The organism is Pseudomonas sp. R62, from assembly GCF_000257605.1.
GTDB lineage: Bacteria > Pseudomonadota > Gammaproteobacteria > Pseudomonadales > Pseudomonadaceae > Aquipseudomonas > Aquipseudomonas atacamensis.
Genome location: NZ_JH635998.1, coordinates 2,046,345 through 2,056,565 on the forward strand (window position 1 = coordinate 2,046,345; position 10,221 = coordinate 2,056,565).

General features: G+C 58.8%; 10 protein-coding genes. 8 read left to right on the top strand and 2 right to left on the bottom strand.

What is annotated here, in order from left to right; genetic code table 11:
- Window positions 1-193: 193 nt before the first annotated feature.
- The gene (locus tag OQK_RS10200) at window positions 194-1,414 is read right to left on the bottom strand and encodes a CaiB/BaiF CoA transferase family protein (RefSeq protein WP_016772292.1); all 1,221 of its coding nucleotides are present in this window, start codon (window positions 1,412-1,414) and stop codon (window positions 194-196) included.
- A 14-nt stretch (window positions 1,415-1,428) separates the two neighbouring features.
- Entirely contained in the window at window positions 1,429-2,610 is a 1,182-nt protein-coding gene (locus tag OQK_RS10205; RefSeq protein WP_016772293.1) for an acyl-CoA dehydrogenase, read from the bottom strand.
- A gap of 157 nt (window positions 2,611-2,767) precedes the next feature.
- Between OQK_RS10205 and OQK_RS10210 the strand changes: the two genes are divergently transcribed.
- From OQK_RS10210 to OQK_RS10245, 8 genes are all read left to right on the top strand, one after another.
- Complete coding sequence (locus OQK_RS10210) at window positions 2,768-3,667, top strand: LysR family transcriptional regulator (protein WP_016772294.1); 900 nt, start codon at window positions 2,768-2,770, stop codon at window positions 3,665-3,667.
- A 434-nt stretch (window positions 3,668-4,101) separates the two neighbouring features.
- Window positions 4,102-5,223 carry a Re/Si-specific NAD(P)(+) transhydrogenase subunit alpha gene (locus tag OQK_RS10215; RefSeq protein WP_016772295.1) on the top strand — a complete coding sequence of 374 codons (1,122 nt, stop codon included), beginning with the start codon at window positions 4,102-4,104 and terminating at the stop codon, window positions 5,221-5,223.
- Between the two features lie 15 nt (window positions 5,224-5,238).
- Window positions 5,239-5,559, top strand: a complete 321-nt coding sequence (locus OQK_RS10220) for an NAD(P) transhydrogenase subunit alpha (RefSeq protein WP_003220416.1) — start codon at window positions 5,239-5,241, stop codon at window positions 5,557-5,559.
- Window positions 5,559-6,992: an NAD(P)(+) transhydrogenase (Re/Si-specific) subunit beta gene (locus OQK_RS10225; RefSeq protein WP_016772296.1), complete on the top strand. Its 1,434-nt coding sequence runs from the start codon at window positions 5,559-5,561 to the stop codon at window positions 6,990-6,992. Before OQK_RS10220 ends, OQK_RS10225 begins: the two co-directional genes overlap by 1 nt.
- 214 nt (window positions 6,993-7,206) lie before the next feature.
- Window positions 7,207-8,700 carry an acetyl-CoA hydrolase/transferase family protein gene (locus OQK_RS10230; RefSeq protein ID WP_016772297.1) on the top strand — a complete coding sequence of 498 codons (1,494 nt, stop codon included), beginning with the start codon at window positions 7,207-7,209 and terminating at the stop codon, window positions 8,698-8,700.
- A 321-nt stretch (window positions 8,701-9,021) separates the two neighbouring features.
- Window positions 9,022-9,237, top strand: coding sequence for a DUF1127 domain-containing protein (locus OQK_RS10235; RefSeq protein ID WP_007911656.1), 216 nt, complete (start codon window positions 9,022-9,024; stop codon window positions 9,235-9,237).
- 333 nt (window positions 9,238-9,570) lie between these two features.
- Window positions 9,571-9,888, top strand: a complete 318-nt coding sequence (locus tag OQK_RS10240; protein ID WP_016772298.1) for a DUF2388 domain-containing protein — start codon at window positions 9,571-9,573, stop codon at window positions 9,886-9,888.
- A 108-nt stretch (window positions 9,889-9,996) separates the two neighbouring features.
- A partial coding sequence (locus tag OQK_RS10245) for a DUF2388 domain-containing protein (RefSeq protein WP_016772299.1) occupies window positions 9,997-10,221 on the top strand: 225 nt, incomplete at its 3' end.

Consider the following 10,221-nt stretch of genomic DNA (forward strand, 5'->3'; position numbering starts at 1 on the left):
TCGCTGTCGAAAACTGCGTAACCCTTTGAAACTCAAGGAGTTTTCCGTTTCGACTGCGCCGGAAGTGGGGCGAATTATAGACCTCTGGAATCTGCCGTCAACCGTTAATTTCGCTTTTCTTTCAACAAGTTGCGTATTGGTTAAAAAACACCCAATCAGATGAGAAAAGAGCTTCTTCTATATAGAAGAAGACTTAAAGCACGCCTTCCTCCTTCAACATAGCCACCGCACCTGCCCCCAGACCCAGCACCCGCTGCAGAACCTCTAACGTGTGCTCACCTAATAAAGGAGGCGCATGACGATATTCAACGGGCGTCTCCGACAATCGAATCGGGCTGGCCACCTGGGGCACCATCCCCGCCAATGCATGAGGCAGTTCGATCGCCAGACCGCGCGCCTTCACTTGTGGATCCTCAAACACCTGCGACAGATCATTGATCGGCCCACAAGGCACACCCGCCAGCTCCAGTTGTGCAACCCACTCCGCCGTGGTCTTGAAGACCGTAGCTTGGCGGATCAACGGGATCAGCAGCGCGCGGTTCGCTACCCGCAGCTTGTTGGTCGCGAAGCGCGGATCATCCGCCCACTGCGGTTGCCCCGCGACTTCGGCGAACTTGCGGAACTGCCCGTCATTGCCCACGGTGAGGATGAAGTCGCCATCCGCCGTAGGAAAGTCCTGATAAGGCACGATGTTGGGATGGGCATTGCCCAGACGCTTTGGCGCACTGCCGGTGGTCAGGTAGTTCATCGCCTGGTTCGCCAGACACGCGACCTGTACATCCAGCAACGCCATATCGATGTGCTGGCCGCCACCGTCGTGATCGCGATGAGCCAATGCCGCGAGGATCGCCACCGTCGAATACAGCCCGGTAAGAATATCCGTCAGCGCCACGCCCACTTTCACCGGCCCGGCACCGTCGTCTCCTTCGGGTCGGCCGGTCAGACTCATCAAGCCGCCGAGCCCCTGGATCATGAAGTCATAGCCCGCACGCTTGGCATAAGGCCCGGTCTGACCGAAGCCGGTAATGGAGCAATAGATCAGATTCGGGTTGAGCGCCTTCAGCGACTCATAGTCCAGACCATAGGCCGCCAGACCACCTACTTTGAAATTCTCAATCAGAATGTCCGACTTTGCTGCCAGGTCGCGCACCAGCTTCTGCCCTTCAGGCCGGGTGAAGTCGATGGTGACCGATTGCTTGTTGCGGTTTGCCGAGAGGTAATAAGCCGCTTCCGACGTGTTCTCGCCGTAAGCGTCTTTAAGGAAGGGCGGGCCCCAAGCGCGGGTATCATCACCATTGCCCGGGCGCTCGACCTTGATCACTTCGGCGCCAAGGTCGGCGAGGATTTGCCCGGCCCAAGGCCCGGCCAGTACTCGCGATAAATCCAGTACCCGCAGATGCGACAGCGCGCCCATGGTCTGCTCTCCTATTAATAGAACGCCTGCAGACCGGTTTGCGCACGCCCGAGGATCAGCGCGTGAACGTCATGGGTACCTTCATAGGTATTCACCACTTCCAGATTGACCAGATGACGAGCGACACCGAACTCATCGGAGATGCCATTGCCACCGAGCATGTCCCGCGCCATTCGCGCGATATCCAGCGACTTGCCGCAGGAGTTGCGCTTCATGATCGAAGTGATTTCAACGGCGGCCGTGCCTTCGTCCTTCATCCGGCCCAGTCGCAAGCAGCCTTGCAGCGCCAGAGTGATCTCGGTCTGCATGTCGGCGAGCTTCTTCTGTACCAGCTGAGTTGCGGCCAGCGGACGACCGAACTGCTGACGATCCAGAGTGTATTGGAGCGCAGTGTGCCAGCAGAATTCGGCGGCGCCCAGCGCGCCCCAGGAAATGCCATAGCGTGCGGAGTTGAGGCAGGTGAACGGGCCTTTCAGGCCACGGACATCCGGGAAGATGTTTTCTTCCGGCACGAACACGTTGTCCATGACGATCTCACCGGTGATCGAAGCGCGCAGGCCGACCTTGCCGTGAATCGCCGGAGCGCTCAGACCTTTCCAGCCTTTCTCCAGAACGAAGCCACGGATATCGCCGGCATCATCCTTGGCCCAGACCACGAATACGTCAGCGATCGGGCTGTTGGTGATCCACATTTTCGCACCGGTCAAGCTGTAGCCGCCATCGACCTTACGCGCCCGGCTAATCATCGCGCCCGGATCGGAACCGTGGTTCGGCTCGGTCAGACCAAAGCAACCGATCCATTCGCCGGAAGCCAGCTTCGGCAGGTACTTCTGCTTCTGTGCTTCGGTACCGAATTCGTTGATCGGCACCATCACCAGTGAGGATTGCACGCTCATCATCGAGCGATAGCCAGAGTCGACGCGCTCGACCTCTCGGGCAATCAGGCCGTAGCTGACATAGTTCAGACCGCTGCCACCGTATTGTTCGGGAATGGTCGCACCGAGCAGGCCGACTTCACCCATCTCGCGGAAGATTGCCGGATCGGTCTTCTCATGACGGAAAGCTTCGAGCACACGCGGCGCCAGACTCTGTTGAGCGAACTGCGCGGCGGTGTCGCGGATCATCCGCTCTTCTTCGGTGAGCTGTTGATCCAGCAGCAGGGGATCGATCCAATTGAAACTAGCTTTACCGCCCATGAGTGTGCCCTCGCAATCGGGTGAATTAACGTGGCATTGATCCTAGGCGCGGTTCGCCATCGCGGCAAACGAGGATTTCGCATCCTGTTGTGCTAATTTCTCACTCCGAAACGTCGCGAATTGCCTTTTATGCGGCGCATTAGTGAGGTTGACGTACATGCGCAGGAAGATCCCCAGCACCGCCGCACTGATCAGCTTCGAAGCTGCCGCCCGCCATGAGAGCTTTACCCGGGCCGCTGAAGAGCTGTCGCTCACACAGGGTGCCATTTGCCGACAGATCGCCAGCCTTGAGGAATTCCTCAGCGTGGAGTTGTTCCGACGCTCGCGACGTGGGGTAAAGCTGACGGAAGCGGGACTTTCCTACAGTCGCCGGGTGGCGACTCAGCTCGATGCAGTGGAGCGCGATACCCTTTCGGTGATGGGCCAGCAGGGCACCAACGTTATCGAGCTCGCCGTCGTCCCGACCTTCGGCACGCAATGGCTGCTGCCACGCCTCAAGGATTTTCAGCTCAAGCACCCGGAAGTGACCGTCAACCTGACCAACCGCACTCGGCCTTTCCTGTTTGCCGATACCGAATTCGATGCCGCGATCTACTTCGGTGATGCCGATTGGTCGGGTACCGAATCCCACAGGTTGATGGGCGAAAATCCGATGCCGGTGTGCAGCCCCGCCCTACTCGGCGATCACACGCAGTTGACAGCGCAAGCCATCGCCGAGCTACCGCTGCTTCAGCAAACCACCCGACCTTACGCCTGGCGCCAATGGTTCAACTCGCAGCAACTGAATATCCCTCGCGACATGACAGGTCCGCGCTACGAGCTATTCTCCATGCTTGCCCAGGCAGCCATGCACGACATGGGCGTCGCGCTGATTCCGCCGTTTCTGATTCAGCGCGAGCTGGCAGAGAAACGTCTGGTGGTTGCTAACCCTCAAGCGCTCTCCAGCATCAAGGCCTATTACCTGATGATTCCGGAGCGAAAGGTCGAATCGGCATCGCTGAAGGCATTTCGCGACTGGCTGGTAAATCAAGCGCAGAGCTACAGCCTAGAAGAATAAAGGCTTTGCGCAATACTTAACCCCGTAGTCAGAAAAACCAAAGCCCTACAGATATAACTATTTGTCGCTTTTGCGCAGACTGTATCCGAAAGTCGTACAGACGTCCCACAAGCTGCCAAACACGTGGCTTTGAGCCTCTAATGGCGACTCATTACTGCCTATTCACGCCACCGATGCGAATTTTTTTCAAATTCAGCCAGAATCCATGCAGGGCACGGCCTGCAAGGGGTTCAACTGGCCATCTGCGACATTCGGTCACGGCATGACTTGTAGTTAATTTTCCGTCACCCGTCATAATCCCTTGAAGGGCATAAAGTTCGCCTGCAAAATGCCGCGCCCCGCCCTGATTCGGCGGGATCGTGCTGATCGGCCGCCCCAGTCGCACCATCCGTAGTGCATGGGTTTACTCAATAAGATCACGCAGGAGATTTGACGTGCACATTGGTGTTCCTCTCGAAACCCAGACCGGTGAAACACGGGTTGCTGCAACCCCGGAAACCATCAAGAAGCTGATCAGCCAAGGCCATAAGGTCACTGTGCAAAGCGGCGCTGGCGTCAAAGCCAGTGTCGTCGACAGTGCCTATGAAGCGGCCGGCGCAAGCATTGGCAGCGCCAATGACGCGTTTGGCGCCGAGCTGATTCTCAAAGTGATCGCGCCAAGCGATGCCGAACTGACGCTGATCAAGCGCGGTGCGGTGCTGGTGGGCATGCTCAACCCATTCAACAACGAGACCATCGCGAAGATGGCCGAATGCGGCATTACCGCGTTCGCCCTCGAAGCGGCGCCGCGTACCTCGCGGGCGCAGAGTCTTGATGTGTTGTCGTCGCAGGCGAATATCGCCGGCTACAAAGCGGTGTTGCTCGCGGCTCACTATTACCCACGCTTCATGCCGATGCTGATGACTGCTGCGGGCACCGTGAAAGCGGCGCGCGTGCTGATTCTTGGCGCAGGCGTGGCCGGGTTGCAGGCGATTGCCACGGCGAAACGTCTGGGTGCGGTGATCGAAGCGTCTGACGTGCGTCCAGCGGTGAAGGAACAGATCGAATCCCTCGGCGCGAAGTTCGTCGACGTGCCTTACGAGACCGATGAAGAGCGCGAATGCGCCGTCGGTGTCGGCGGTTACGCGCGGCCAATGCCGGCGAGCTGGATGCAGCGTCAGGCCCAGGCTGTGCACGAGCGCGCCAAGCAGGCCGATATCGTCATCACCACCGCGCTGATTCCGGGCCGCAAGGCGCCGACGCTGCTCAGCGCCGAGACCGTGGCAGAGATGAAGCCGGGCTCGGTGGTCATCGACCTCGCCGCCGCCCAGGGTGGCAACTGCCCACTGACCGTCGCCGATCAGGTCGTTGTGGAAAACGGTGTGACCATCGTCGGCCCGACCAACCTCGCCGGTGAAGTCGCTGCCGATGCTTCGGCGCTGTACGCACGCAACCTGCTGGACTTCCTCAAGCTGGTGTTCACCAAGGAAGGGCAGTTCGACGTCAACCTCGAAGACGACATCGTCGCCGCGTGCCTGATGTGCCGCGACGGCCAAGTCATCCGCAAAAACGCCTAAGCAGGGATTCAGACGATGGAAGAGCTTATCTCCCCCGGTATCTACAACCTGATCATCTTCGTGCTGGCGATTTATGTCGGTTACCACGTGGTCTGGAACGTTACGCCTGCGCTGCACACGCCGTTGATGGCGGTGACCAACGCCATTTCCGCGATCGTGATCGTCGGCGCCATGCTCGCCGCTGCGCTGACCGTTACGCCGCTGGGCAAGACCATGGGCACGCTGGCTGTGGCACTGGCGGCGGTCAATGTGTTTGGTGGCTTCCTGGTCACCCGCCGCATGCTTGAGATGTTCAAGAAGAAAGCCCCGAAAGCAAAAGAAGAGGCGCCGAAGTAATGAGCATGAATCTCGTCACGACGCTCTACCTGATCGCGTCGATCTGCTTTATCCAGGCTCTCAAAGGCCTGTCGCACCCGACCACTTCGCGGCGCGGCAACCTGTTCGGCATGCTCGGCATGGCGCTGGCAATCATCACCACGGTCGGCCTCATCTATAAGTTGGGCGCTGAACTGGCCACGGCTGGCATCGGTTATGTGATCGTTGGCTTGCTGGTCGGCGGTACCGCCGGCTCGATCATGGCCAAGCGCGTTGAAATGACCAAGATGCCGGAACTGGTAGCGTTCATGCACAGCATGATCGGCCTCGCGGCGGTGTTTATTGCCATCGCGGCGGTGGTCGAGCCGCAATCGCTGGGTATCGTTAAACAACTGGGCGATGCGATTCCGGCGGGCAACCGTCTGGAGCTGTTCCTCGGTGCTGCGATCGGTGCGATCACCTTCTCGGGTTCGGTGATCGCCTTCGGCAAGCTCTCAGGCAAATACAAGTTCCGTCTGTTCCAGGGCGCACCGGTACAGTTCGCCGGTCAGCACAAGCTCAATGCGGTTCTGGGTCTGGCTACGCTGGTTCTCGGCCTGACCTTCATGTTCACCGGCAACCTCACGGCGTTCGCGCTGATGCTGGCGCTGGCGTTCGTGATGGGCGTGCTGATCATCATCCCGATCGGCGGCGCCGACATGCCGGTGGTGGTGTCGATGCTCAACAGCTATTCCGGCTGGGCGGCGGCGGGCATCGGTTTCTCGCTGAACAACTCGATGCTGATCATTGCCGGCTCGCTGGTGGGTTCGAGCGGCGCGATTCTCTCGTACATCATGTGCAAGGCGATGAACCGCTCCTTCTTTAATGTACTGCTCGGCGGTTTCGGCAATACGGCAGATGCAGGCCCTGCCGGTGCGCAGGAAGCCCGTCCGGTGAAATCCGGCTCGGCTGATGACGCAACCTTCCTGCTGACCAACGCCGACACCGTGATCATCGTCCCGGGCTACGGTCTGGCAGTCGCCCGTGCACAACACGCACTGAAGGAACTGACCGAGAAGCTGACCCATCGCGGCGTGACCGTGAAGTACGCGATTCACCCGGTGGCCGGTCGCATGCCTGGGCACATGAACGTCCTGCTCGCCGAGGCCGAAGTGCCTTATGACCAGGTGTTCGAGATGGAAGACATCAACTCCGAGTTCGGTCAGGCCGACGTGGTGCTGGTGCTCGGCGCAAACGACGTGGTCAACCCGGCCGCGAAGAACGATCCGAAGTCACCGATTGCCGGTATGCCGATTCTCGAAGCGTTCAAGGCCAAGACCATCATCGTCAACAAGCGCTCGATGGCCAGCGGCTACGCCGGTCTGGACAACGAACTGTTCTATCTGGACAAGACCATGATGGTTTTCGGCGACGCGAAGAAAGTCATCGAAGACATGGTCAAAGCGGTCGAGTAATTCACCGCTGCAATAGCCAACGCCCCGACTTGTCGGGGCGTTTTTGTTTGCGCCAGACGCTGGACAATTTGCCGCGTTGTTGCAGATCCGGTAACGGTGTTTTACTGCAAACCCGCGAAATAGAGGCCTCGTTTGCGACCTTGGTAGCGGGACAGGCGCCAGCCAAATTCACTAGACTGCGCATCCTGCTACTCGTTGCCCGAGATAATAATCCATGTACCGTGACCGTATTCGCCTGCCTTCGTTGTTGGACAAAGTGATGAGCGCTGCCGACGCCGCTGCTCTGATTGAGGATGGCATGACCGTCGGCATGAGCGGTTTCACCCGCGCCGGCGAAGCCAAGGCCGTTCCCCACGCACTGGCCGAGCGCGCCAAGGTCACGCCGCTGAAGATCAGCCTGATGACCGGCGCCAGTCTGGGTAACGACCTCGACAAGCAACTGACCGAGGCCGGCGTGCTGTCGCGGCGCATGCCGTTTCAGGTCGACAGCACGTTGCGCAAGGCAATCAACGCCGGCGAAGTGATGTTCATCGACCAGCATCTCTCGGAAACCGTAGAGCAACTGCGCAACCAACAGTTGAAGCTGCCGGACATTGCCGTCATCGAGGCAGTCGCCATCACCGAACAAGGCCATATCGTGCCGACCACTTCGGTGGGCAACTCGGCCAGCTTCGCGATTTTCGCCAAACAAGTGATCGTCGAGATCAACCTGGCCCACAACGCCAACCTCGAAGGCCTGCACGACATCTATATCCCGACGTACCGCCCGACGCGCACGCCAATCCCGCTGGTGAAAGTCGACGATCGCATCGGCAGCACTGCAATTCCGATTCCACCGGAGAAGATCGTCGCGATTGTCATCACTCAGCAGTCAGACTCGCCGTCCACAGTGTCGGTACCGGACATTGATACCAATGCCATCGCCGAACACCTGATCACCTTCTTCAAGCAGGAAGTCGCGGCCGGCCGCATGACCAACAAGCTCGGCCCGCTGCAGGCTGGCATTGGCAACATCGCCAACGCGGTGATGTGCGGCTTGATCGACTCGCCGTTCGAAGACCTGACCATGTACTCGGAAGTGCTGCAGGACTCGACTTTCGACCTGATCGATGCCGGCAAGCTGAGCTTCGCCTCGGGCAGTTCGATCACCCTGTCCGAGCGGCGCAACAGCGACGTGTTCGGCAACCTGGAGAAGTACAAGGACAAACTGATTCTGCGGCCGCAGGAGATCTCCAATCATCCGGAAGTGGTGCGGCGTCTGGGCATCATCGGCATCAACACCGCGCTGGAGTTCGACATCTACGGCAACGTCAACTCCACCCATGTCTGCGGCACGCGGATGATGAACGGCATCGGCGGCTCCGGCGACTTCGCGCGCAATGCGCATCTGGCGGTATTCGTGACCAAGTCGATCGCCAAGGGTGGCGCGATTTCCAGCGTGGTGCCGATGGTCAGCCACGTCGACCATACCGAACATGACGTCGACATCCTGGTGACCGAAGTCGGCCTCGCCGACCTGCGTGGCCTGGCGCCACGGGAGCGTGCACGAGTGATCATCGACAACTGCGTGCATCCGGACTTTCGCCAGGCACTGAATGACTACTTCAGCGCTGCCTGTGCAATCGGCGGTCATACCCCGCACATTCTGCGCGAAGCACTGAGCTGGCATATGAACCTGGAAGAAACCGGGCGCATGCTGGCAGTGTGATTCACACAGATAACCACCGAGGCAAACACAGTTTTGCATCGGTGGATGCCCGCGAGAAGCAGGATTGCAAAAAACTGTACTGCTGTACCGGTCTTTTCCTACAGCAAAGCCCTACTCAATCCCCTGATACGAGCGGAAATGCACCAATCAAGTGCGGACAGGTACAGTTTGCCCAATTTCGACCCGTACACCATCCATAAACAGTTAACTGCTCACTCACAATACAAATGAACTGTATCTACAGAGACTATCCAAACGAGAGGATCATGGGCACCAGTCAAACCACTACCTGATCCCGCCACAAGCGGAAGGATGTCAACCATGGAACGTACACTCAGTTCCGAACTGTTCTTCGAAGACAAAGCTGTAAACACCCAGGCTTCCCTGCCTCTGCGCGTTATTGCCAACCTGATGTTGTGGCAGCGCCGCATCTCCAGCCGCCACCAATTGGCCCGTCTGGATTCGCGTCTGCTGGCTGATGCCGGTATCAGCGAAGCACAACGCTACGAAGAGCTGAGCAAGCCGTTCTGGCGCTAAGCAGCGTCGCTGGCTCTGGTCGTCAGACCCACCGCCAGCAACCCGAATTGCACAAGCAGAACCCGTCGTGGGCAACCACGACGGGTTTTGTCGTTTCAGGGCTTTGAATTCTCTAAAACTCATAACTGAACGAGCACAGGTACAATTTACGAACACCTAAAATAACACCAGTACAGTTATGCAGAACCTTTGGAGTATCACTGGCCACCACTGGGCGAACCGGATTCGGCAGCCTAATATCCATGCAGAACGTGGCGAACGTTGCGCAATAGGCGTCTGACTCCTCAGATACCGAGCCACCTCTCACTACGGTTTATCCAAAGGAGTTCCATCATGACCCGTCTTCGCCTGCTCAGTGCCGCCGCCCTGCTGGCCGTGGCTGCCAACGCCAGTGCTACCAGTTTCATCGTGACCACCGACTCGATCGTCGGCGCGCTGAAAGCCACTTCCGACGCCACTTCCGATGTGACCTCCTCGTTCCGTGACGACAAGATCGTCCTCGCCGCCCGCGACGATGCCGCCAGCTTCGTGGCCAGCGAAGGCGATATCCGTGGAGTGAAGCTGGAAAGCGCGCTCGATCACATCCGCCATCAGGCGCCCCAACTCAATGCCACCGATGCCCAATTGGCTCAGGCCATTCTGACCCTCTGATCGTTTGCGGTATTGCGGGACACGCCAGCCGTGTCCCGATGTTTCAACGCTGGCTCTGGCCCGGGCATTTGCGCTAGCCTTCAGGCTCGTTAACAGTTGTCGAGTCCCATGCGCTTTCTTCCAAACCTGCTCATCTCTTCTGCCTTGTTCAGCGCCTGCTGGGCGATGTCTGCCAATGCCTTCGATGCTTTCAATGCATCGACCCAAGGCACGGTGGTCAGCGGTTACGCGACCAGCATGGTGTCTTCTGCGCCGTTCGACCGTAAACTGCTGCTCGCCGCCCATGATGATGCGGCCGCCTTTGTTGCCAGTGACGGTGAATGGCGAGGCGCA